At 59.8% G+C, this 23454-nt stretch carries 20 protein-coding genes; 6 read left to right on the top strand and 14 right to left on the bottom strand.

Annotated features, from left to right (window positions below; genetic code table 11):
• The 3 genes from rsmH to Q7V03_RS17480 form a co-directional block, all read right to left on the bottom strand.
• Positions 1-1014, bottom strand: coding sequence for a 16S rRNA (cytosine(1402)-N(4))-methyltransferase RsmH (rsmH, locus tag Q7V03_RS17470; protein ID WP_304926872.1), 1014 nt, complete (start codon positions 1012-1014; stop codon positions 1-3).
• A gap of 1 nt (position 1015) precedes the next feature.
• Positions 1016-1516, bottom strand: coding sequence for a division/cell wall cluster transcriptional repressor MraZ (locus Q7V03_RS17475; protein WP_304926873.1), 501 nt, complete (start codon positions 1514-1516; stop codon positions 1016-1018).
• 699 nt (positions 1517-2215) lie between these two features.
• On the bottom strand, positions 2216-3316 hold the full coding sequence (locus tag Q7V03_RS17480) for an Mrp/NBP35 family ATP-binding protein (protein WP_304926874.1): 1101 nt from the start codon (positions 3314-3316) through the stop codon (positions 2216-2218).
• A gap of 302 nt (positions 3317-3618) precedes the next feature.
• Here Q7V03_RS17480 and Q7V03_RS17485 point away from each other — a divergent pair, with 302 nt between their 5' ends.
• The gene (locus tag Q7V03_RS17485; RefSeq protein ID WP_304926875.1) at positions 3619-3834 is read left to right on the top strand and encodes a DUF1127 domain-containing protein; all 216 of its coding nucleotides are present in this window, start codon (positions 3619-3621) and stop codon (positions 3832-3834) included.
• A 583-nt stretch (positions 3835-4417) separates the two neighbouring features.
• The gene (locus Q7V03_RS17490; RefSeq protein ID WP_304926876.1) at positions 4418-5566 is read left to right on the top strand and encodes a benzoate/H(+) symporter BenE family transporter; all 1149 of its coding nucleotides are present in this window, start codon (positions 4418-4420) and stop codon (positions 5564-5566) included.
• Positions 5567-5644: 78 nt separating this feature from the next.
• On the opposite strand, the gene Q7V03_RS17495 is transcribed toward Q7V03_RS17490, so the two are convergent.
• Positions 5645-8077: an ATP-dependent helicase gene (locus tag Q7V03_RS17495; protein ID WP_304926877.1), complete on the bottom strand. Its 2433-nt coding sequence runs from the start codon at positions 8075-8077 to the stop codon at positions 5645-5647.
• 324 nt (positions 8078-8401) lie between these two features.
• Between Q7V03_RS17495 and Q7V03_RS17500 the strand changes: the two genes are divergently transcribed.
• Complete coding sequence (locus Q7V03_RS17500; RefSeq protein WP_304926878.1) at positions 8402-11842, top strand: pyruvate carboxylase; 3441 nt, start codon at positions 8402-8404, stop codon at positions 11840-11842.
• Positions 11843-11999: 157 nt separating this feature from the next.
• Here Q7V03_RS17500 and Q7V03_RS17505 read toward each other — a convergent pair whose 3' ends face one another.
• From Q7V03_RS17505 to Q7V03_RS17525, 5 genes are all read right to left on the bottom strand, one after another.
• Positions 12000-12521: an alkylphosphonate utilization protein gene (locus Q7V03_RS17505; protein WP_304926879.1), complete on the bottom strand. Its 522-nt coding sequence runs from the start codon at positions 12519-12521 to the stop codon at positions 12000-12002.
• Positions 12522-12586: 65 nt separating this feature from the next.
• On the bottom strand, positions 12587-13534 hold the full coding sequence (locus Q7V03_RS17510) for a LysR family transcriptional regulator (protein WP_304926880.1): 948 nt from the start codon (positions 13532-13534) through the stop codon (positions 12587-12589).
• A gap of 15 nt (positions 13535-13549) precedes the next feature.
• Entirely contained in the window at positions 13550-14104 is a 555-nt protein-coding gene (gene phaR / locus Q7V03_RS17515) for a polyhydroxyalkanoate synthesis repressor PhaR (protein WP_304926881.1), read from the bottom strand.
• Positions 14105-14236: 132 nt separating this feature from the next.
• Positions 14237-14692, bottom strand: a complete 456-nt coding sequence (locus Q7V03_RS17520) for a Phasin (protein WP_304926882.1) — start codon at positions 14690-14692, stop codon at positions 14237-14239.
• Between the two features lie 153 nt (positions 14693-14845).
• Positions 14846-16651, bottom strand: a complete 1806-nt coding sequence (locus tag Q7V03_RS17525) for an alpha/beta hydrolase (protein WP_304926883.1) — start codon at positions 16649-16651, stop codon at positions 14846-14848.
• Between the two features lie 104 nt (positions 16652-16755).
• Here Q7V03_RS17525 and phaZ point away from each other — a divergent pair, with 104 nt between their 5' ends.
• Positions 16756-18114 carry a polyhydroxyalkanoate depolymerase gene (gene phaZ / locus Q7V03_RS17530; RefSeq protein WP_304926884.1) on the top strand — a complete coding sequence of 453 codons (1359 nt, stop codon included), beginning with the start codon at positions 16756-16758 and terminating at the stop codon, positions 18112-18114.
• A 50-nt stretch (positions 18115-18164) separates the two neighbouring features.
• On the opposite strand, the gene Q7V03_RS17535 is transcribed toward phaZ, so the two are convergent.
• The gene (locus Q7V03_RS17535) at positions 18165-18881 is read right to left on the bottom strand and encodes an alpha/beta fold hydrolase (protein ID WP_304926885.1); all 717 of its coding nucleotides are present in this window, start codon (positions 18879-18881) and stop codon (positions 18165-18167) included.
• Positions 18881-19636, bottom strand: a complete 756-nt coding sequence (locus Q7V03_RS17540) for a carboxylesterase (RefSeq protein ID WP_304926886.1) — start codon at positions 19634-19636, stop codon at positions 18881-18883. Before Q7V03_RS17540 ends, Q7V03_RS17535 begins: the two co-directional genes overlap by 1 nt.
• Before the next feature lie 125 nt (positions 19637-19761).
• Here Q7V03_RS17540 and thrS point away from each other — a divergent pair, with 125 nt between their 5' ends.
• A complete protein-coding gene (gene thrS / locus Q7V03_RS17545) occupies positions 19762-21708 on the top strand; it encodes a threonine--tRNA ligase (protein WP_304926887.1) in 1947 nt (648 codons plus the stop codon).
• A 154-nt stretch (positions 21709-21862) separates the two neighbouring features.
• On the opposite strand, the gene Q7V03_RS17550 is transcribed toward thrS, so the two are convergent.
• Positions 21863-22219: a hypothetical protein gene (locus Q7V03_RS17550; RefSeq protein ID WP_304926888.1), complete on the bottom strand. Its 357-nt coding sequence runs from the start codon at positions 22217-22219 to the stop codon at positions 21863-21865.
• A 148-nt stretch (positions 22220-22367) separates the two neighbouring features.
• On the opposite strand from Q7V03_RS17550, the gene Q7V03_RS17555 reads away from it, so the two are divergent.
• Positions 22368-22574 (top strand): cold-shock protein, encoded by a 207-nt coding sequence (locus Q7V03_RS17555; protein WP_304926889.1) that lies wholly within the window; start codon positions 22368-22370, stop codon positions 22572-22574.
• Positions 22575-22608: 34 nt separating this feature from the next.
• On the opposite strand, the gene Q7V03_RS17560 is transcribed toward Q7V03_RS17555, so the two are convergent.
• Positions 22609-22932: an arsenate reductase family protein gene (locus Q7V03_RS17560; protein ID WP_304926890.1), complete on the bottom strand. Its 324-nt coding sequence runs from the start codon at positions 22930-22932 to the stop codon at positions 22609-22611.
• Positions 22929-23333, bottom strand: a complete 405-nt coding sequence (locus tag Q7V03_RS17565; RefSeq protein ID WP_304926891.1) for a DUF2177 family protein — start codon at positions 23331-23333, stop codon at positions 22929-22931. The genes Q7V03_RS17560 and Q7V03_RS17565 overlap by 4 nt, the downstream gene beginning before the upstream one ends.
• Between the last annotated feature and the right edge of the window lie 121 nt (positions 23334-23454).

The following is a 23454-nucleotide window of genomic DNA, read 5'->3' on the forward strand; positions in this document are numbered from 1 at the left end:
TTAGCGGTGTCCTTTTTTGTTGGAAGCTTTCGGCAGATCGGGGGCATGAAGTGCCGCGCCGTCGATATCCTTGGCGGGGGCTGCGGTGCGTCGTGCCACCCGCAGCTTGGCCGAGCGCGCGCGCGTGTTTTCTTCAAGTTCAAGATCATCCGGGCCAATCGCCTTGCGGGTGACCAAATCGAACCGCGCAGTGGTGTTTTCTTTGACCGGGGCGTAGCGGTTGGCGTTCGGCTCCTCGCCTGCTGCCTGCTGGAAGAAGCGCTTCACCACGCGATCCTCCAGCGAGTGGAAGGTGACAACCGCCAGCAGCCCACCGGGTTTCAACGCGCGTTCAGCGGCCAGAAGCCCCTGCACCAGTTGACTAAATTCCTCGTTCACCGCGATACGCAGGGCTTGGAAGCTGCGGGTGGCGGGGTGGCTTTGCCCCGGCTTGGGCCGTGGCAGGCATTTCGCGACAATTTCGGCCAGCCGCAACGTCGTGACAATCGGCTCGGCGCGCTGTTCGACAATCGCATGCGCAATCCGGCGCGAGGCGCGTTCTTCGCCGAAATGATACAGGATATCGGCAAGGCGTTGTTCGGTTGCGGTGTTCACAATATCGGCGGCAGACTCACCGGATTGGCTCATCCGCATGTCCAAGGGGCCGTCTTTCTGAAACGAAAAGCCACGTTCGGCCTGATCAATCTGCATCGAGGAAACGCCAAGATCCAGCACAACGCCGTCGAGCAATTCCCCGGCATGCCGGTCCATGTCAGAGAAATTCCCCGCCACCAGCCGCAGCTTGTCGCCATAAGCCCCAGCCCAAGGAGCCGCCAGTTCCAGCGCCAAAGGGTCGCGATCGACGCCGATCACACAATCGGCCCCAGCCTCCAACAGCCCTTTCGTATAGCCGCCTGCCCCAAAAGTGCCATCCAGCCACAGCCCGCGCACCGGGGCGACAGCCGCCAACAACGGCCGCAACAATACGGGGATATGCGGAGAGCGGCCGATGTTCTGGTCGCGGATCGGGTCCATGTCAGCCCGCCCGCGCAGCCCGACCCACAAGGGCCAAGGGATCTACGCCATCATCGTCATCATCGTTCATTTCGGCGTCGTAGACCTCGCGGCGATACAGCTTGAAGCGGTTAGTGTAGCCCGCAAACGCCGCCTCTCCGGCAATATCGTCTGCCGAAAACCCCATCTTGGCCCGCACTTTCAGCGGCAAAACGATGCGGCCATCGGGCTCAATCTCGACCATCACCGAGCGCGAAATCAAATCGCGTTCTGCCTTATCGCGGTCGTCCGAACCCAGTTCCATCGCTTCGATCTTGGCGGCCAAAGCATCGGCACCCGACTTTGAATAACACTCGACGAAATTCCGGCTTTTGCCACCGTAGACCATGTAAACTTTGGGGCGTGCATCATCAGAGGAGGGGTCTTCTGCTTCCAGAATGCGGCGGAAGGCTGCTGGGATCGAAACCCGCGCCTTGCTGTCTACCTTCTGGTAGAACTCGCCTCTGAACGCCTCACTCACCATCGGCCTTTCGGCTCCTTTTGGGGTTCTTCAACCCCTTGAAATAGAAAAGGCGGACCGAGCTGCTGCCACTGCTCGGTCCGCCGTCTGTCCCATCGCTGGGCGTCCTGCTGCGCTTGCCACCTGGGGGAGATGTCTGCTCGCTCGCGCGCCGGATCTGTCAAAGTAGGAAAGGCGGGGTGCCTGTATGAGCCTGTCTTTTTCGCCTTGTTCGGGGTCTTCAGCCGCCCCTGCTTTTTATGTCCCGCCGTTCCGTCTTCGTGAGAACAGGGATGCCATGGGATTTCATGGGAAGCAATGGAAATCTTTGGGTGAGCAAGGGGAATATCTTGTTTTCAGGCCGCGCAGAAAACAGCATCTAGTGGCCTGGGAAGCTAAACTTAGTCGGTAACGCCGCTTTCACGGCAGCGTGAACACTAGATATAGATATTCAGAATTCCTTCGGCAGGCCCCCATGATTTCCCAAGAATTTTTCAAATCTGCCAAAAATCACCCAAGTCTTGCGCAGAAATAGGCCGGATCGACGAAAGATAGTCAGCCCGAAATGCAAAAAACCGAGGTTTCCCTCGGTTTTCCCATGGCATCCCATGAAAGTGATTCGCAGGGCTAGGTTTCCCGTGAACGCCCATGTCGGGTCGGCGTAGAGTGGGTCTTCAACGCACCACCCTTCCCATCTCGCGTAGGTTTGGTTAAAAACCCACCCTAAGCCATACCGCCCGCAATCAGCCTTTGCGCCAGCCGTGCATAGGCCTGCGCATGCGGACTGTCGCCCAAAGCAATCGGCGTCCCTGCATCCCCCGCCAAACGCACATCTATAGACAGCGGCAATTCGCCCAAGAACGGCAGGTCCAACCGTTTCGCCTCTGCCACCACCCCGCCATGGCCGAACAGATGTTCCTCATGGCCGCAATTCGGGCAGATATAGGTCGACATGTTCTCGATCAGCCCCAGCACCGGGGTTTTCAGCTTCTGGAACATGTCCAGCGCCTTGCGGGCATCCAGCAGGGCCACATCCTGCGGGGTCGAGACCACGATCGCGCCCGTCAGATGCGTGCGCTGGCAAAGCGTCAATTGAATATCGCCGGTGCCCGGTGGCAGGTCGATGATCAGCACATCCAACTCGCCCCAAGCCACCTGCCCCAACAACTGCTGCAACGCCCCCATCAGCATCGGGCCGCGCCAGATCACCGCCTCATCTTCCTTCAGCATCAAGCCAATGGACATCATCGTGACGCCATGCGCGTGCAACGGCTCAATAATCTTGCCATCAGGGCTGGCCGGGCGCTTGTTCACCCCCATCATGCGGGGCTGGCTGGGACCATATATATCAGCATCCAGCAAGCCGACCCGCCGCCCCTGTTTCGCCAAGGCAACGGCGAGGTTAGAACTGACGGTGGATTTGCCCACCCCGCCCTTGCCCGAGCCAATCGCGATAATCCGGTCCACCCCGGCGATGCGGGCAGGCCCGCCCTGATGTGGTGTCGGGTGCTGGCCGATCTTCACCGCGCCGGGATTTGCACCCAACATGGGCGGTGCCGCCGTGGCCGCTTTCGGCGCCGGGCCGTGCGCCGTCATCACCGCCTGCACATCCGTCACACCGGGCAGCGCCTTCACCGCCATCTCAGCCGCCACCTGCGCCGGGGCCAAAGCGTGCGCCTCGGCAGGCGTCGGCGCTTCAATAACGAATCGCACCAGCCCGCCTTCGACCATCACCGCGCGCACCAGATCGCGCGACACCAGCGTGCCGCCCGGCACCTGCACCCGCGCTAGCACTGCCATCACTTCATCCCGTGTCACGCTCATGGTTTTTCCTTCGCCCGCATTTTAGTTTGCACGCTACTTAAATTGGCAGTTGCGCCAGGCAAAGTTGTGCGCTTTGACGGAAAGGGCAAGCCCTGTTGACCAAACGCTCAAATATTCAGCGAAGCGTCTGTTAAAAATGAACATTTTGCGACGCTTAGCCATGCGCTTGTTGCATGGCTGCATTGATCACTCGACCCATTGTGCAGTTGCAGCATTTGCCCCATGTTACCCCTAACAGCGGAACAGAAGGGTTTAGGCATCCGGCCAAGACCAACCGCTCGCAGAACAAAAATGAGGCTATCATGGCATACGTAAACACTACCCGCGCCGTCCAAGTATCGGCATCCGACCGTATCTCGGGCATCTTCGCGTCGATCTCGGCAATGCTGGCACGCCGCCGGGTTTATGACCGCACCATCCGCGAATTGCGTCAGCTGACCGACCGTGAGCTGTCCGATCTGGGCATCGCCCGCTCGCTGATCACCGAAATCGCCCGTGAGGCAGCTTACGGCAAGTAATCCCTGAACCGGCCGCTACCTCCTCCCAGCGGCTTGGTTTCACGGCGCGGCGGCGCGCAACTCCTCCCTTGCGCCGTCGCCTTTTTATTGTCTTCGATGAGCCTTCCTCCTCCCTTGGGCTCTCGGATACGCGGCGATCTGGTCTCCTCCCTCAGATCGTCGCACCCTATTCGCGCGGCCCACCTCCTCCCGGGCCTGTGTGATCAGGCGGTGATCCAACCTCCTCCCTGGATCACTGCCACCTTATTTGACTTCGATGAGCCCTCCTCCTCCCTTGGGCTCTCGGACACGCGGCGATCTGGTCTCCTCCCTCAGATCGTCGCACCCTATTCGCGCGGCCCACCTCCTCCCGGGCCAGTGTGATCAGGCAGCGGCCCTAACCTCCTCCCTAGGGTCGCTGCCGCTTTAACTCCCCGGCCAACTCCTCCCGGGCCGGAGATAGCGGTGACGCGGGCCACCTCCTCCCTGGCCTGCACGATTTGGCGGCACCCCCCTCTCCTCCTCCCTAGGGGTGCCGCCTTCCTCCCCTTGCATCTGACATGCCGCCCCACGATACTTCCGTAGGGGTAAAACAGGCGGGTTCATGCGGATTTCTATGCTTTCAGCGGCGCTTGTGGCGGCATTGGTCGGCTACGGCTCTACCATCGCCCTCGTGCTTTCCGCCGCCGCCGCCCTCGGTGCCAGCCCCGCGCAAACCGCCAGCTGGGTGTTCGCAATCTGCATCGCCAAGGCGGCAGGCTCGGCCTATCTCAGCTATGCCCACCGCATCCCCGTCGTGCTGGCATGGTCCACCCCCGGCGCCGCGCTGATCGCCGCCACCAGCGGAATCAGCATGGCCGAGGCTGTGGGTGCGTTCGCGCTCGCAGGCGTACTGATCGCCCTCACCGGAGCCTTGCGCCCGTTGGGTCGCCTCGTCGCGCTGATACCGGACGGCGTCGCTGCCGGAATGCTCGCAGGCGTGCTCTTGCCGTTCTGCCTGAAGGGCAGCCTCGCCGCCCAAAGCCTGCCCGGCTCGGTGCTGCCGATGATCGCTATCTTCTTGGCGGTCAGGCTGAAAAACCCCGCCCTTGCGGTGCTGGCGGCGCTGGCCACCGGGCTGATCCTTGCCTTCGCGACCGGGGCAGCACACCTGCCACAGCTTGCCCTACCGCTGCCGACCCTCACGTTCATCCCGCCCGCGTTCCGGCTGGATGTGCTGCTCGGCCTTGGCCTGCCGCTGTATCTGGTGACGATGGCCTCGCAAAACCTGCCCGGTTTCGCCACCCTGCGCGCCGCCGGATACGAACCGCCCGTCGGTGCCGCCCTGATCACCACCGGCGGGATTTCTGCCGTCGCAGGCCTGTTTGGCGCGCATACCGTCAGCATGGCCGCGATCACGGCGGCGATTTGTCTGGGCGACGACACCCACCCCGACCGCAACCAGCGCTGGAAGGTCGGTCTGATCTACGCCGGGTTCTGGGTCATGCTGGGCTTGCTTGGGCCGGTGATCCTGCCGATTCTGGCGGCCCTGCCGCCCGCGCTGATGATAGCATTGGTCGCTTTGGCGCTGCTCGGCCCCCTGATGGGCGCGCTGACCGGAGCGTTCACCCCACCGCACACCCGCTTTGCCGCGACGGTGACGCTCGCCACCACCGCCTCGGGCGTCGCCGCGTTTGGGATTGGTGCGGCGTTCTGGGGCTTGCTGGCAGGTCTGGCCGTTTACACATTAGAGCGGTTGAAGAAAAATCCGTGACGCCGCCGCCAGATCGAAATTCGAGCCGAATTTCGTGCCGGAATTTTTCAAATTCCGCCCGGCTTGACCCGGTCTGCCCTAAAACGGCACGTCATCGACCTGATGCGCGGGCACCACCCAGCGCGCCACGATCATCTTCGATCCGGCATGATCAAATTCGATGCTCAGCTTATCGCCCTCAATCCCGATGATCTCGCCATAGCCAAACTTGGTGTGAAACACCCGGTCGCCGATGACGTAGGAAGACACCGCCTGCGCATCAATCGTCACATTGCGCGCCTCACGCGGTTGGCTGACCCCACGCTGCGCCGAGCGGTCCTGCATCCGCTTCCAGCCCGGCGAGTTATAGACATCCGCCTTCACCGCCCGATCTTCCAGCGCCGCACCGAAAGACGGGGCCGCGGCCCCATAGCCACCGCGATGCAGGCTAGGTGGCGTCAGCACCTCGACGTGCTTTTCGGGCAATTCGTCAATGAAACGGCTGGGCAGCTGGCTTTGCCACTGGCCATAGACCCGACGGTTTGAGGCAAAGGAAATCGTGCAAAGCTCCTCCGCCCGCGTGATGCCGACATAGGCCAGACGGCGTTCTTCCTCCAAGCCCTTCTTACCCGACTCGTCCATCGAGCGTTGGCTGGGGAACAAGCCATCCTCCCAACCGGGCAGAAAAACCACCGGGAATTCCAATCCCTTGGCGGCGTGCAGCGTCATGATCGACACTTTCTCCGCCGCTTCCTCGTTGTCGTTCTCCATGATTAGGCTGACATGTTCGAGAAAGCCTTGCAGGCTGTCGAACTGCTCCAACGCCTTCACCAGTTCTTTCAGGTTCTCCAACCGCCCCGGCGCTTCCGGCGTTTTGTCGTTCTGCCACATCGAGACATAGCCGGATTCCTCCAGAATAACCTCGGCCAGCCGCACATGGCTGAGATCATTGGCAGGCGGCGTATCCGGCAGCATCGGCTCGATCAGCGCATCTTCGGGCGGCACAATCCGCGCGCCGGTCAAAGCCGCGTGCCAGCGATCGACGCCTTCAACAAAGCCGCGCAACTGCCCGGCCCCCTTGCCGCCAATGCCACCGCGCGCCACCAGACTGCGCGCGCCATCCAGCAACGGCAGCGCCTGCCCGCGCGCCTCGCGTTGAATATCCTGCTGCGCTTTGTCGCCAAGCCCGCGCTTGGGCAGGTTCACCACGCGTTCAAACGCCAGATCATCCTCCGGCGAGACCGCCAACCGGAAATACGCCATCGCATCGCGAATCTCCTGCCGCTCGTAGAACCGAGGCCCGCCAATCACCCGATACGGCAGCCCGATGGTCAAAAACCGATCCTCAAACGCCCGCATTTGGTGCGACGCCCGCACCAGAATCGCCATGCCGTCCAGTGAGGTCGCTTCAATCCCGCGTCGCCCGCGCTGTGCGGCCTCAATTTCCTCGCCGATCCAGCGGGCTTCTTCTTCGCCATCCCAATGGCCGATCAGCCGCACTTTCTCCCCTTGTGCTCCCGCCGTCCACAGCGTCTTGCCCAAACGGTCGGCATTGGCTGCGATGATCCCCGAGGCAGCCGCCAGAATATGCGCCGTCGAGCGGTAATTCTGCTCCAATCGCACCACTTTCGCGCCGGGAAAATCCTTCTCAAACCGCAGGATGTTGCCCACTTCGGCGCCGCGCCAGCCGTAGATCGACTGATCATCATCGCCAACGCAGCAGATATTCCGATGCCCCTGCGCCAGCAGCCGCAGCCACAGATATTGCGCGACGTTGGTGTCTTGGTATTCGTCGACGAGGATATATTTGAACCAGCGCTGATACTGCGCCAGCACGTCCTGATGCTTCTGGAAAATCACCACGCAATGCAGCAGCAGATCGCCGAAATCGGTGGCGTTCAGGGTGCGCAGACGCTCTTGATACTGCGCATACAACTCCGTGCCACGATTGTTATAAGCCGAGGCTTCCGACGATGGCACCCGGTCCGGCGTCATCGCCCGGTTCTTCCAGCTGTCAATCATGCTGGCCAGCATCCGCGCAGGCCAGCGTTTTTCGTCAATATTCGCCGCCGCAATTAACTGCTTCAGCAGCCGCAACTGATCATCGGTATCCAGAATGGTGAAGTTGCTCTTTAACCCCACCAGTTCGGCATGACGGCGCAATATCTTCACCGACAGCGAGTGAAACGTGCCCATCCACGCCATGCCCTCGGCGACATCGCCCAGCAAGCGCCCGACCCGCAGCTTCATCTCGCGCGCGGCCTTGTTGGTAAACGTCACCGACAAAATCTCACGCGGGGTTGCCTTGCCCATGTTCAGCAAGTGCACGATGCGCGAGGTCAGCGCCTTGGTTTTCCCCGTCCCAGCCCCCGCCAGCATCAGCACCGGGCCATCCAAAGCCTCCACCGCCTCGCGCTGCGCCGGGTTCAGATCATCCAGATAGGGCGCAGGCCGCGCCGCACCACGGCCAAGGGCGCGCTGTGACAGCGGCACCGCTGCCGCGAAAGCATCTTCGTCATCCGTCCAGTTCATAGAGCCAACCTATCGCGGTTCTTGCCCGAGATAAAGCAGTGTTCCCGCATTGTTCACAGGAAACTTTCGCGCCAGTTTTGTTGAAACAGCGAGCTGATTTTCACCAGCCTGCACAATCGCTAGGCCAATCCGCGCCCGAAAGCCCGCGCCATTCAAAAACCGCCCATTTTTCAGGCAAAGAATCGTCCTATCCGCAACAGTCGAATGTTAGCGCCGATCATATCGCAAATCTGTCATATCATGGCGTTTCCGCCCCTTGCGCTGCACCGCAGCACGGCTAGTGTCGGCCTGACAAGCCCCTTCTCCCGCTGCCCGGAGTCTCGCATGACCGAATTCAAGAAAATCCTGATCGCCAATCGCGGCGAAATCGCGATCCGCGTGATGCGGGCTGCCAATGAGATGGGCAAAAAGACCGTCGCCGTCTATGCCGAGGAAGATAAGCTCAGCCTGCACCGTTTCAAGGCGGACGAGGCGTATTTGATCGGCGAAGGCCTGTCGCCTGTCGGTGCCTATCTGTCGATCCCCGAAATCATCCGGGTGGCGCGGGCTTGCGGCGCTGATGCGATCCATCCGGGCTATGGCTTGCTGTCGGAAAACCCGGATTTCGTCGATGCCTGCGATCAGGCTGGCATCACTTTTATCGGCCCAAAAGCCGACACCATGCGCGCCTTGGGTGATAAGGCCTCCGCCCGTCGCGTCGCCATGGCCGCAGGCGTTCCGGTTATTCCGGCCACCGAAGTCTTGGGCGATGATTTTGACGCCATCAAGAAAGAGGCCGCCGCGGTCGGCTACCCATTGATGCTGAAAGCCAGCTGGGGCGGCGGCGGTCGCGGCATGCGCCCGATTCTGTCAGAATCCGAGCTGGTCGATAAGGTCCGCGAAGGCCGTCGTGAGGCCGAAGCCGCCTTTGGCAACGGCGAGGGCTATCTGGAAAAGATGATCATCCGCGCGCGGCACGTCGAGGTGCAGATCCTTGGCGACAAGCATGGCGCGATCTACCACCTCTATGAACGTGATTGCACCGTACAGCGCCGTAACCAGAAGGTCGTCGAACGCGCGCCCGCCCCCTACCTCACCGGTGCCCAACGCGCCGAGGTGTGCGATCTGGGCCGCCGCATCTGCGCCTATGTCGGCTATGAATGTGCTGGTACCGTCGAATTCCTGATGGATATGGACAACCAGCAGTTCTATTTCATCGAGGTCAACCCCCGCGTTCAGGTCGAGCATACCGTCACCGAACAAGTCACCGGCATCGACATCGTGCAAGCACAAATCCTGATCGCCGAGGGTAAAACCCTGGCCGAGGCCACCGGAAAGGCCAATCAGGAAGAAATCCACCTCACCGGCCACGCGCTGCAATGCCGTGTCACCACCGAAGACCCACAGAACAACTTCATCCCGGATTATGGCCGGCTGACCGCGTACCGTTCGGCCACCGGCAACGGCATCCGTCTGGATGGTGGCACGGCTTACGCAGGCGGCGTGATCACCCGCTATTACGATTCGCTGCTGGTGAAAGTCACCGCCACCGCCCAGACCCCCACCGCCGCCATCCGCCGGATGGACCGGGCCTTGCGCGAATTCCGTATTCGCGGGGTGTCGACCAACATCGAGTTTGTGATCAACTTGCTGAAGCACCCGACCTTCCTCGATGACACCTACACCACCAAATTCATCGACACGACGCCAGAGCTGTTCCAGTTCAAGAAGCGCCGCGACCGGGCCACCAAAATCCTGACCTATATCGCCGATATCACCGTCAACGGGCATCCAGAAACCGCGGGGCGCACCAAACCCCATGCCGAAGCGCGCACGCCAAAAGCCCCGAAGGCATTGGGCGAGCCTGCAATGGGCACCCGCAACCTGCTGGAACAACACGGCCCGCAGGCTGTCGCCGACTGGATGGGCAAACAGCAAAAGCTGCTGCTGACCGACACCACGATGCGCGACGGCCACCAATCCCTGCTGGCCACCCGGATGCGCTCGATCGACATGATCAAGGTCGCGCCCGCCTATGCCGCCAACCTGCCACAGCTTTTCAGCGTCGAATGTTGGGGCGGGGCCACTTTCGACGTGGCCTACCGCTTCCTGCAAGAATGCCCGTGGCAACGCCTGCGCGATCTGCGCGCGCTGATGCCGAATGTGATGACGCAGATGCTGCTGCGTGCGTCCAATGGCGTCGGCTACACCAACTATCCCGACAACGTGGTGCAAGCGTTCGTCAAACAAGCCGCCAGCACGGGCGTCGATGTGTTCCGGGTATTCGACTCCTTGAACTGGGTCGAAAACATGCGCGTCGCGATGGATGCGGTGATTGAGGCGGGCAAAGTCTGCGAAGGCACCGTCTGCTATACTGGCGATATGCTTGACCCCAATCGCGCCAAATACGATCTGAAATACTATGTCGATACCGCCAAACAGTTGAAAGCCGCAGGCGCGCATGTGCTGGGCTTGAAGGATATGGCGGGCCTGTTGAAACCCGCCGCCGCCAAACAACTGATCAAAACCCTAAAGCAAGAGGTCGGCCTGCCGATCCACTTCCACACTCATGACACCAGCGGCGCGGCAGCGGCGACGATCATGGCGGCCTCAGATGCAGGCGTCGATTGCGTCGATGCGGCGATGGATGCGTTTTCGGGCGGCACCTCGCAGCCCTGCCTCGGCTCCATTGTCGAAGCCTTGCGCCATACCGACCGCGATACGGGGCTGGATATGGCCGCGATCCGGCAAATCTCAAACTATTGGGAAGCGGTGCGCGGCCAATATGCGGCGTTTGAATCCGGCATCCCTGCCCCCGCCTCGGAAGTCTATCTGCACGAGATGCCCGGCGGCCAGTTCACCAACCTGAAAGCCCAAGCCCGCTCGCTGGGGCTGGAGGAACGCTGGCACGAGGTCGCGCAGACCTATGCCGATGTGAACCAGATGTTCGGCGATATCGTCAAAGTCACGCCGTCGTCGAAAGTTGTCGGCGACATGGCGCTGATGATGGTGTCTCAAGGTCTGACCCGCGCGCAGGTCGAAGACCCGAAGGTCGAGGTGGCCTTCCCGGATTCGGTGATTGATATGCTGAAAGGCAATCTTGGCCAACCGCATGGCGGCTGGCCCGCAGGGATTTCCAAGAAGGTGCTGAAGGGCGAAACGGCCTCTACCGCCCGTCCGGGTGAAAGCTTGGCCCCGGTTGATCTGGAAGCAGTGCGCGCGAAACTGTCTGAAGAACTCGGCGGCTTCAAGATCGACGACGAGGATCTGAACGGCTATCTGATGTATCCCAAGGTGTTCCTTGATTACATGGGCCGCCACAAAGCCTATGGCCCGGTGCGCACCCTGCCGACGCGGACGTTCTTCTACGGCATGGCCCCCGGCGAAGAAATCACCGCCGAGATTGACCCCGGCAAAAAGTTGGAAATCCGTCTGCAAGCGGTGGGGGAAACCACCGACGACGGCGAAGTGAAGGTGTTCTTTGAGCTGAACGGTCAGCCCCGCGTGATCAAGGTGGCGAACCGCGCGATCAAAGCGAAAGTTGCGGCCAAGCCGAAAGCCGTTGAGGGCAATCCGGGCCATATCGGGGCGCCGATGCCCGGCTCGATTGCCTCTGTTGCTGTGGTGGCGGGGCAAAAGGTAAACGCGGGCGATCTATTGCTGACCATCGAGGCGATGAAGATGGAAACCGGGATTCATGCCGACCGCGCCGCTGTGGTCAAAGCGCTGCATGTGCAGCCGGGCAGCCAGATCGACGCCAAGGATCTGTTGGTCGAGTTGGAGTGAGCCAAACCGATTTTTGATAAAAATCGTGGTCCCATACATGAAACCCCCGCGCCAGATGGTGCGGGGTTTATGCGTTCAATCGTTAAGAAAGTCTGAATTTCGACTTGCAAGCTGTTGATATTGAAGCATATTAAAAAGGTCCCGAGTTGGGACCGCCCTAAATCTTCTTCACAAACGCGGTCAAGATCACGATCCGCTGATCCTCAACCCGGCCTTCAATCTGCTCGGGATTATCCGCCACCAAAGAAATCCGCCGCACTGCCGTGCCGCGTTTGGCGGTGAAATTCGCGCCTTTCACCACCAGATCCTTGATCAACATCACCGAATCGCCGTGGGCCAGCAAAACCCCATTGCTGTCGCGATGCTCGACACTGGCCGCAACTTCCGTCCACCCCTGCACCTCATCCGACAACACCATGCCCTCGCGCGCCTCGACCGCCCAAGGTTCGGCCAACTGCCCCAGCTTGCGCCAGACCGCCAGTTGCACCGCAGGCTCTACCGACCAAGCCGCGCCCTCAAGGCAGCGCCAATGCGAAGCATCAGCGGGCACATCCTCGCGACAGGCGGGGCAAAGAGCCACTTCACCCGCAGGCGGCACATCGACCGCAGCCAGATCGGCGGCAGCGCCACAGAATTCGCACGCATTGCCCGCGCGGGCCAGAAGATCGGAAAGTGCCATGATATGTCCTTTGGTTTCCCCAGCCCTAGACCCCGCGTCCGGCAAAGGCCAGCGCAAAGCGGCGGCTAAAGCACCCGCAGCGTCTCACCCAGCCAAGGCCATTCCGCCTGCGCAGGCGCAACGATCTGCGCCGCGATCAGGCCGCGCAGACGGCTGGCGATCTGCCGGGGCATGTCGCGCAGCACGCCTTCACGCGCGGAAAGCGAGAGGGTGCGTTGCAAGGGTTCAAACGGCGGCGGGGCCACATCAATCTGGCGATGAAAGCGTGCGGCGTGGTGCAAGGCCAAGGGCGGCAAGATCGTCCAGCCCTGCCCGCCCGCCACCATCGCCAAGATCGCATGATAGCTGTCCAATTCAAACCGATGCGCCAGCCGCAGGTTTTGCCGTGCCAGATGGCCCGCGATCTGACGGCCCATCACATGCCGCGCGGTATATTGGATCAGCGGCAGATCTGTATGGCTGCGACCTTTCGGGGTCACGGCGAGGAAGGGTTCGGCGAGCAAAGGATGCACCTCGCGCCAGCCTTGGTCGGCGGTGTCGGAATCCAGATCGGCGGCCACCACGATGTCAAGCGAGCGGCTTTCAAGCTGATCAAGCAGGCGGTGGCTGGCCCCGGTTTCCAAGAGGAACCGACAGCCTTTGAGCTCGCCCGCCAAGGCTGACAGCAGGCTGGGCGTCACCTCGGCGTCGAAATCTTCGATCATGCCAAGCCGCAACGTGGTCAGGCCCGACAGATCAGCCACCGCCAGATCAGCACGGGCCTCGGCCTCGGCATTCAGGATGGTTTGAGCGTGGCGACGAAACATCGCGCCCGCAGGCGTCAACCGCATCGGACGGGCGGAGCGATCCAGCAGCACGGCGGCGAGCGCGGTTTCAAGCCCGGTCAACTGCTGACTGATCGCCGAGGGGCTGACCCCTAAGCGTTTCGCAGCCGCAGAAATCGCGCCCTCTTCGGCGACGGCGAGGAAGACCTCAATCCCCCAAAGCGTGACGCGACCCTGTTGTTCTGCCATCTAAAGATTTGGCATCTAAAGCTTCGACAGCTTTTTCTGCAGCTCGGCGAATTGCTTTTTGATCTCGGCCAGTTCCTCAGCCGGGTCTTGCGCAGCGTCTTCCTTGGCGGGGCCAGAGCCTGCCCACCCGGGCACCCCACCCATCATGGTTTTCATAAACGCTTCCTGCTGTTTGCGCATCAAATCAAACCCCGGCATCGCGGTCAGCGGGTTCGGGATGACGTTCATGTTTTCGATCACCTTGGTCGGGCCATCCCGCAGCATCTCAAAACTGGCGGCAAGGAATTGCGGCACCACGGATTGGATGTTGGTGGTGTAGCTGCGCACCAAGTCCGTCAACACATTGGTCGGCAGAACGGTGTCGCCCTTGGATTCATGCTCGGCGACGATCTGCAACAGATATTGCCGGGTCAGGTCATCACCGGATTTCAAATCAATAATCTGCACCTCGCGCCCAGCGCGGATGAAGCCTGCAATGTCTTCAAGGGTGACGTAATCAGAAGTCTCGGTATTATAGAGACGGCGGCTGGCATAGCGCTTGATCAGCAGCGGCTTAGCAGGTTCGGCCATAGTTCTCTCCCCAAGATATTGCAGTGCAGAGAAAGTCTAGGGCAGTGCAGCATAAAAAGAAAGGGCGGGCACAATGGCCCGCCCCATGCATCCCAAGCCAGGGAAGAAATCAGGATGCGCGATCCTTGCAGATTACTTGGCAGCGGTCGCTGCGGTGGCTTTTTTGGTCGCAGCGGTCACTTCGTCGGTGGCTTTTTTGACAACAGCCGAAGCTTCAGCTGAAACGTCTTTGCCAGCAGCCAGCATCAGTTCAACAGTTTCCATCTGCACTTTTTTGGCCACTTCAGCGAAAGCAGCCATATTTTCCGAAGCCAATTCAGCAGCAGCCGAAGCGAAATCGGTGATGGATTTGGTATAATCAGCCGGCTCGGGTTTGGCCTTTGCAGCGCCCGACAGCTTGGCAATGGTCTCTTTTGCCCATTTGGACGAGATTTCGGTCGATTTTTCAGCAGCTTCCAGAGCCACTTTCGACAGTTTCTCGCCAAACGCAGCTTGGGTTTTGAAAGCGTTCTGGAACGCCGAAGCGTCAACCGGGAACTTAGCCATCATGTCTTGCATGGTTTTGGTGAAATCATTCGCATTGTTCATTTTATGCTCCTAATGGTTTGCGGGGGCATCCCCGTTTTCCGATGAGATAAATGTAAATGCTGCAGTGCAGCATTGCAAGTGAATTTTCTGCAACGCAGCGGTGACGGTGTCGCAGGTCTTGCACAGGGTGCCGCTAGGGAAACGCAAGCAAACTCAGCCCTTTGGCAAGTTGGGTTGCAGCGAGACATAAGTGCCAGGGGCGGCGCACAGCACCGGGCGGACCGAATCACCTGGAACGCGGGCGGGAATTTGCGTGCCGGATTGCGCGGCTAGCCATTCCCCCCAACGCGGCCACCAACTGCCCTGATTGAAGCTGGCGCTGGCCATCCAATCATCCGGCGCGCCCGCCACTGGACCTGCATTGGTGTAGTGGCCGTATTTGCCCTTTGAGGGTGGGTTGATGATGCCCGCGACATGGCCCGATTGCGAGACGATGAAGGTTTTGTCCTTGGACCCCATCTGCTTGAAGCCGTTAAAGCTGCCGCGCCAATGGGCGATATGGTCAGTCTCACAGGCGATGGCGCAGACCGGGATCTGGATGTCCTTCAGGCTGACGTTATGGCCGAAAACCTTATAAGTGCCCTGGGCCAAACCATCATCTTGGCAAAGGCCTCGCAGGTATTCGATCGCCATCTTGCAGGGCAGATTGGTGCCGTCGCCGTTCCAATACAGCAGATCAAACGCGGGCGGAGCCTCACCCATCATATAGCTTTTGATTGCCGGGCCGTAGATGAGGTCATTGGAACGCAGATAGCTGAAGGTGCGACTCATGAAGGTTTTAGACAGCATACCATCGGCAAGGCTTTGGCGCTCTATCCCATCAAGGAAATCATTGTCGAGGAATACGCCGACCTCGCCCGGATCAGAGAAATCGGTCAGCATGGTGAAGAAGGTCGCGGATTTCACCGAGGTGTCACCTGCACGGTGCAGGTGCGACAGCGTCAGGCTGAGGGTGGTGCCCGCGATGCAATAGCCGACCGCGTTGATCTGTTTTTCGTCGGTAATCCGGCGCACCTCGGCCATCGCGGTGAGGTAGCCCTCGCGGATGTATTCATCCATGCCGACATCGGCATAGGACGCATCCGGATTAACCCACGAGACGATGAACAATGTGAAACCCTGATCGACGATCCATTTGATCAGCGAGTTTTCCGGCTTCAGATCCATCACGTAGAATTTGTTGATCCACGGCGGGAAAATCAGCAAAGGCGTCTGGAAAACCGTTTTGGTGGTCGGGCTGTACTGGATCAGTTCCAGCATCCGGTTGCGGAACACCACTGATCCGGGGGTGGTGGCGATGTTTTCGCCCAATACAAACGCCTCACGGTCGGCCAAAGTCACGGCGAGTTCGCCGTTGTTGGCCTCGATATCAGCGACGAGATTCTCAAGGCCGCGCACCAGACTTTCGCCATCGGTCGCCAAGGCTTTTTCCAAAGCATCCGGGTTGGTGCCCAGAAAATTGGTCGGCGACAGCATATCCACGATCTGTTTGGTGAAATATTCGACGCGCTTTTTGTCGCCGGGATCAATCGATTCCATATCGCCTACGGCATCGCGCACCGCTTCGGCATTGAACAAATATTGCTGTTTCAAGTAGTTGAAGGCAGGATGCGTGTCCCACAACGGGTTTGAGAACCGCCGATCCGTCGGGCCCGCATCGACGGGGGCCCTCAACTCACCGCTCGCCAAGGCAGCTTGGGCCTCGACATAATGCTTCATCGTCTTGCCCCAATAGGCAACCTGATGCTCCAGCACTTTCGCCGGATTCTGCATCATTCCGGCCAGATAGGCCGCGGCGGCTTTCAGATACATGTCTTGCCCCGGCCCCTGCACGCCGGGATCGGATGACTTTTTATTTGCCAAAGCTGCCATCAAACGTGCTGACAATGCTTCAATTTTGGCAAGATTAGCAGTCATCTTCTCTAATTTTGCACCTGCGGCATTGTCTTCGGTTGTCATGTTAATCTTTAGCCCCTATTCTTTCTGCTGTGCAGCATAATGTCGCCCCGCCGCAAGGGCCCGACGACGATTGGGCCGGGGCCCCCTCCCCGTAAGGAATCGTGATGAAGTATATGGCGACCTACGACCTTATGGAAAGCATTCGTAACACCAATGAGTGGATGGGCGCTACTGCGCGTGCCATGGCATCTTATCCGGCGTTCTCGATGACGATGAGCCCGATGTTGAACGTGATGGCGGCTTGGGGAGAGGTGACCGAACGCAGCTTTGGCCGCATGGTGGTCAAGCCAGATTGGGGCATCCGATCGATTCCAGGCCCTGACGCGCAAGACCATTTGGTTGATGTGGTGCCGGTGGTGGAGCGCGCTTTTGGTAGCCTGATGCAGTTCAAAGTGCGCAGGCGAGCACCCATGGCCCGCAAAGTGATGCTGGTGGCCCCGATGTCGGGACATTATGCCACACTGCTGCGCTCGACCGTGTCCAGCCTGTTGCCGGACGCCGATGTCTATATCACCGACTGGCACAATGCCCGCGACATACCAGTGTCGGAAGGCAAGTTCGATATCGAAGATTACACGCTGTATCTGGTTGATTTCATGCGCGCGCTTGGCCCCGATACCCATGTGATCGCGGTGTGCCAGCCAGCACCCTTGACCTTGGCCGCGACGGCTTATTTGGCCGCCGAAGACCCGGATGCGCAGCCGCGTTCGCTGACTTTGATCGGCGGGCCGATTGATCCCGATGCGGCGGCAACCGATGTCACCGACTTTGGCCGCCGAATCACCATGGGCCAGTTGGAGCAGATCGCCATCCAGCGTGTGGGCTTCAAATACAAAGGTGTCGGCCGTTTGGTCTATCCGGGTTTGCTGCAACTGCAAAGTTTCATGTCGATGAACGCCGAGCGCCATAAGAAAGCGTTCAGCGACCAGATCATGCGGGTGGCGCAGGGCGATGCCTCGGATCACGACGCGCATAACCGCTTTTATGATGAATATCTGGCGGTGATGGATATGACCGCCGAATTCTACCTTTCCACCGTCGAGCGGATCTTCAAGAATCGTGAGATCGCGAAAAATGAATTCATCGTCGCGGGCAAAAAGGTCGATATCGGGGCGATCACTCGCGTTGCGGTCATGACGGTAGAGGGCGAGAATGATGACATTTCCGCCCCTGGCCAATGCGTCGCCGCGCTGGATATGCTGACCGGTCTGCCTGACAGCAAAAAGGCGCAACACCTTGAACCCGGCGCGGGCCATTACGGCATCTTCGCGGGCAAAAGCTGGCGGTTGAATATTCGGCCGTTGGTGTTGTCGTTCATTGACGCCAATTCGGGCGCAGCGCCTGTTGTTCAAGCGCCTGTTTCCGAAACATCCGTCGCCGCAGCATCGGCTGCCGAAGCACCTGTCACCTCAGCCCCGGCTGCGAATGTCACCCGACTGGCTTCGGCAAAGTCCAAGCACTAACCACTTGTTATTGCAACAAAGGCCCGAGGGGAAACCTTCGGGCCTTTTTCCTATCGCAGCATCATCGGACCGGCGAAAAATCCCTCGATCGCCTTGGACACCACCTCAGGCTGCTCCAAGCTCGCCAGATGCCCGGCGGCCTCGATCACCAAAAGCTTGCCATAGGGCATCAGATTGGCGGTGAATTCCTGCCTGCGCATCGGCACCAATGTATCGGCCTCTCCCGCGATCACCAGCACCGGCAGCTTCACGCGGCGCATGGTTTTCTGCTGATCGGGCCTACGTTGCAGGGCGCGCGATTGACGCAGGAACACGCCCTCCCCCAGACCCAGCGCCATATCCTGCACCAAAGCCATGATCTCGTCGCGCCAATCTGCCTCGACAATGGCCGACAACGGAATTTCCTGCCGCATCGCTTCAGCCAAGCGGCCCGATTTCGCGGCAACAATCCGGGCTTCGCGGGCAGCGGCGGCTTGCGGCGGCTCTGACAACGGATCGGTTGCCATCAGCACCACACGGGTGACGCGCTCAGGGAGACGCCGGATCAGATCCAGCGCAATATCGCCGCCCAAGCCATGGCCCAGCAGCGCGAATTTCTCGGGAAGACCGGGCAGCATGGCCTCTGACATCTGCTCCACCGTCTCGCCCTTGGTCGGCAGCACCACCTGCATCGCCCGCGCCGCCCCTAAGCGCACCATCTGCGGCAAAAACAGCCGCGCATCGGCCATCAGGCCGGGGATCAACACAAGGGGTTCGGGGTGCGGCATCAGTTTGTAGCTTTCAGCACATCGGCAATCGCGTCTGTGATCAACGACAGGCAAGCGGGGGTAGAAAAGCGGTGGTCTGCGCCTTTCACCAGTGTCAGGCGGATATCGCCTCCCGTGGCATGATCCAGCAGGCGCAGCGCAACCGAGGGCGGCACGTCAATGTCATCGGTGCCTTGCAGCAGGCGGGTGGGGAAATTCAGCGTCAAAGCCGTGCGCAGAACCAGCCGATTGCGACCCTCGTTGATCAGGCGGCGGGTGATTACATAAGGCGCGTCAGAGTATTCTGACGGCAGCGCGATCTGACCTTTATTCATGATTTCAGCGCGTTGGGCATCGGTAAAATCAGCCCACATGGAATCTTCGGTGAAATCTGGCGCGGCCGCGATGCCGACAAGCCCTGCAATCCGTGCCGGAATCGCCAGTGCCACCAACAGCGAAATCCACCCCCCCATGGAGGACCCAACCAGCACAAGCGGCCCCGAAGTCACCGCCCCAATCACAGCAAGCGCATCCTCAAGCCAATCGCCTATCGCGCCATCAAGGAAATCACCCGATGACACCCCATGCCCTGAATAATCCAACCGCAGGAAAGCCCGCCCCGTAGCCTCGGCCCAATCCTGCAAATACACCGCCTTGGTCCCGGTCATATCCGACTTGAAGCCGCCCAGAAACACCACGCAAGGCCCCTGCCCTTTGGTGAAATGATAGGCAATCCGGCGGCCCTGAGGCGTCGTCAACTGATGCGGTTCGGTCATGCTGCCTCACTTTTTCTTCACCTTAGCCGCCTGCGGTTGACAAGGCCACGGGCGATAGGCAAAACCCCGCTCACATAACCCGCAACCGGGCGTTTCGTAGGCGCCAAAACGACGAGGAGGACGATATGTCCCAGATTTCGCTTACATTCCCTGATGGCAACAAGCGCGATTACGCCGCTGGCGTGACGGGTGCCGAGGTGGCCGCGTCAATCTCGACCAGCTTGGCAAAAAAGGCGATCTCCGCCACGATCAACGGCGCGCATTCCGATCTGCAATGGCCGATCCACAGCGATTCGAGCATCGCTATCCACACGCTTTCCGATGACGTGCAGGCGCTGGAGCTGATCCGCCACGACGCCGCCCATATCATGGCGCGCGCGGTTCAGGAAATCTGGCCGGATGTGAAAGTCACCATCGGCCCGGTCCGTGATTACGGCTGGTTCTATGATTTCGACCGCGCCGAGCCGTTCACGCCGGAAGACCTTGGCCAGATTGAGGCCAAGATGAAGCAAATCATCAACGCCCGCGATCCGGTGAAAACCGAAGTCTGGGACCGCGCCCGCGCAATCAAATTCTACGAGGACAAGAACGAGCCGTTCAAGGTCGAGCTGATCAACCGCATTCCGCCCGGCGAAGATCTGCGGATGTATTGGCACGGGCCTTGGCAGGACTTCTGCCGTGGCCCGCATTTCGCACACACCGGCCAAGTCCCCGCCGACGCCTTCAAGCTGACGCATGTGGCCGGGGCCTATTGGCTCGGCGATGCCAGTCGCCCCATGCTGCAACGCATCTATGGGCTTGCGTTCAAGAACCGCGACGAACTGAAAGCCCACATGACGATGCTGGAGGAGGCCGCCAAACGCGACCACCGCAAGCTGGGCCGCGAGATGGACCTGTTCCACATCCAAGATGAAGCCCCCGGCATGGTGTTCTGGCACCCGCATGGCTGGACGATTTACCGTCAGTTGGAAGACTACATGCGCGGCCGTCAAAAGGCAGCGGGCTACAAAGAAATCAAGACGCCACAAGTGGTTGACCGCGTGCTGTGGGAGAAATCCGGCCATTGGGAAGCCTACCGCGAGAACATGTTCATCGTCGAGGTTGACGAGGATGGCGCGAAGGAAAAGCGCATCAACGCGCTGAAACCGATGAACTGCCCGTGCCATGTGCAGATCTTCAACCAAGGTTTGAAATCCTACCGCGACCTTCCCTTGCGCTTGGCGGAGTTCGGATCGTGCCATCGTTACGAATCTTCCGGCTCGATGCACGGCCTGATGCGGGTGCGTGGCTTTACCCAAGACGATGCGCATATCTTCTGCACCGAAGATCAGATCGGCAGCGAGTGCGAGGCCTTCATCAAACTGCTGGCATCGGTCTATAAAGACCTTGGCTTTGACGGCTTTGAGATCAAATTTTCCACCCGCCCGGATGTCCGCATCGGCTCGGATGAGACATGGGATAAGGTCGAGAGCATGTTAGAGGCCGCGATCAAGGCTACAGGCGTGGCCTATGAGGTCGATCCCGGTGAAGGCGCGTTTTACGGCCCGAAGCTTGACTTCAAACTGACCGACGCGATTGGTCGCAAATGGCAATGCGGCACCTTCCAGGTTGACCCCAACCTGCCAGTGCGGCTGGACGCGGAATATGTTGGCGAAGATGGCGCAAAGCACCGCCCCTATATGCTGCACCGCGCGATTTTAGGGTCTTTCGAGCGGTTTATCGGCATCCTGATCGAAAACTACGCCGGAAAACTGCCGTTCTGGCTGGCACCGCGTCAGGTCGTGGTGGCCGCGATCGTCTCAGATGCCGACCCGTTCGTGCATGAAATCACCAATGCGCTGATCAAGGCTGGCGTCCGGGCAGAGGCTGACACCCGCAATGAGAAGATCAACTACAAGGTGCGCGAACATTCGGTTGGCAAGGTTCCGGTAATCCTCGCTGTGGGGATGAAAGAGGTCGAGGACCGCACGGTTTCAGTGCGGCGTCTTGGTGACAACCGCACCGAGACGATCAGCTTGGATCAGGCTTTGGCCGAGTTTGGCTTTGCCGCCCTGCCGCCCTCGGGGCACTAAAACTCTGGCCAATTTCACATTGGTCTGAACACTCCCGCCGGAGGCATCCAGATCTGCCTCAGAAGCCTCCGGTGGGAGTATTTTAGAAAGAGCAAATCCAAGACGCGGCAGCTCCGCCGAGCGGTGGCTCGATCCCGCCCGAGGTGGCCCCTGTTTAATGGGCATCCGGTTGCCGTGCGGCCAGTGCGAACACGCCGCCAAGGCCGCACATCGCAATCGGGAACATCGTGAAGACGTTGAATCCGAAGGCGACATAGATGCCCACCGCAGCCGCCAGCATGAGAACGCCTGCCGGAATATTCTGCGACCGCGCCATCGCAGCACCCGCAATCGCAAGGATAGGCGCCAGAAAGCTTGCCATTTTGATCACCATCGGATGATCGACTTGCTTGCCAATATCGCCAATGGCGCCGTGGCTCGCGACAAACTCGGTGTAGCCATAGCCGAAAAACCCAACAATCATGGCCAAAACGCCGCCAATCAGGCCTAAAGTCAGTGCTGCGTTTCTCACCCGAATCTCCGTGCTTGATTTTCGCCTAAGGTTTGGCATGATTTCATCAGTGACGACAGACTTTCTGAACGCCTGCTTGGCCCGAAAGACCTGGATTGCACGGCCCGGGGTAATATCGCCTCGGGGGGGTTGAGATAGGAGAGACGGCATGCCAACCGGCACCGTAAAATGGTTCAACAGCACGAAGGGCTACGGCTTTATTGCGCCCGATGATGGCGGGAAGGATATCTTCGTTCACATCTCGGCAGTCGAGCGCGCCGGATTGAAAAGCCTGAACGACAACCAGAAAATCGGCTTCGAGCTGCAATCTGGTCGTGATGGCAAGGAATCCGCAGGAGATCTGCGCTTGCTATAAGGTCTGAAAGCGGCCCTTTCGGGGGCCGTTTTCCTTACAGCAGGGCCGCTTGCACCGCATCATCCCAGCCGAGGTAGAACTTGCCATCGGCGTCAATCACTGGTCGTTTCATCACTGCGGGTTGGGCTGCGATTTGTGCCTCGGGGTCAGAGACTTTCAGGAAATCGTTTAAACCGCGATAGGTGGTGGATTGCTTGTTCACCGCGCGATCACCAAATTCGATCACGATCTTGTCGATCTCGGCCTCGGAAAGCGGCTGCGCCCGGATGTCGCGGAAGGTGACGTCGCGACCTGCGGTCTTAAGCGCTTTCAGGGCTTTCTTGCAAGTGTCGCAGGTGGAAATGCCGTAAAGGATCATTGCAGGCCTTTGAATATCAGCTTGGTGAGATACACGCCGCCCCAAGCTGAGAACGCCGTTAGGAAGGTGCCCCAGATCAGGTCGGTGGCGACCATCTCGGGGCTCCACGCCTTCATAATCGCGTAGCTGGTGAATTCATAGGTGCCGTAGGCCATTGCGCCCACGATCGCGGCAGGCAGGAACACCGGAGTGTCGGATTTCAGACCAGGGATTGAGATCAGGTATAAGAGGCCCGCGACATAGGCGGCGTAGAAAGCGGCGGCGGGAAGGTAGCGGATCTCGGTTAGCAGTTGGTCACCCAGATTGCGGCGAAACAGCGGCTGCATGTGGAGGGTCAGCATCACCGCGTCGAGGATCAGGAAGATCAGCGCGGTCAGGATGTAGAGGGTGATGATTTGCATGGGGCTCTCCTTTAGTGAATAATTAGAGTGCGGCATGAATTTGGGAAGGGGTCGCGGATGGTCCCAACTCGGGACCTTTTATTTGTCTTTTATATCAATGCGTTGATATACGTGAATTAAT

Source organism: Cypionkella sp., assembly GCF_030652235.1.
Taxonomy (GTDB): Bacteria; Pseudomonadota; Alphaproteobacteria; order Rhodobacterales; family Rhodobacteraceae; genus Cypionkella.